Below are 908 nucleotides of genomic sequence, written 5' to 3'. Positions count from 1 at the left end.
CGCGAGCTTGGCCTTTCACACCCACGTGAAGTGATGAATGTATTAGGCTGGGAATCAGATGAAGGCTGTTCGAAGTGTCGCCCTGCGATTAACTACTACTTGAAAATGGTTGACCCAATTAAAAATGCAGACGACCCAACATCTCGCTTCATTAATGAGCGTGTCCATGCCAACATCAATCATAACGGAACATTTACGGTCGTACCAAGAATGTATGGCGGGGTAACGAATGCTGATCAGCTTCGGAAAATTGCCGACGTGGCAGATAAATACAACGTCCCTCTTTTGAAAGTAACCGGGGGCCAGCGAATTGACTTATTTGGAGTCGAAAAAGAAGACTTGCCGAAAGTGTGGAGCGATCTCGGGATGAGATCCGGTTCTGCATATGCAAAAGCGCTTCGTACGGTCAAAACATGTGTCGGAGAGCAGTTCTGCCGCTTTGGAACACAAGACTCCATTGGGCTAGGTGTCGAATTAGAGAAGAAGTTTGAATACATCAACACACCTCATAAAGTAAAAATGGCTGTATCCGCTTGTCCACGTAACTGTGCTGAGTCTGGCATTAAAGACTTTGGTGTTGTCGGAGTAGATGGTGGCTGGGAACTGTATGTCGGTGGAAACGGCGGGGTCGACCTGCGTGGTGGAGACCTATTCTGTAAAGTGAAAACAAAAGAAGAGATCATTGATACAATCAGTGCGTTTATGCAATATTACAGAGAAAATGCAAGATATTTGGAGAGAACGTCTCACTTTGTGGAGCGAGTTGGTTTAGATCATATGAAGAAAGTCGTTCTTGAAGACGAAGAAGGTCGTAAAGCCCTAATTGAAAGAATGGACGTCGCTCTTTCAACTGGAAAAGATCCATGGAAGGAAATTGTTGAGAAAGAAGAATTACAACAAGAATTCAA

1 protein-coding gene is annotated in these 908 nt (G+C 44.5%); it reads left to right on the top strand.

All coding sequences use genetic code 11. The annotated features are described in order from the left end of the window. The coding region (locus SAY88_RS24550; RefSeq protein WP_488803305.1) for a nitrite/sulfite reductase domain-containing protein at positions 1-908 on the top strand (908 nt) is incomplete at both ends.

The sequence above is a fragment of the Halalkalibacter flavus genome (assembly GCF_036663575.1).
GTDB classification, from domain to species: Bacteria; Bacillota; Bacilli; order Bacillales; family Bacillaceae_D; genus Halalkalibacter; species Halalkalibacter flavus.
Note: the sequence above shows the minus strand (reverse complement) of the source record. Positions and strands in the feature narration are given on the sequence as shown.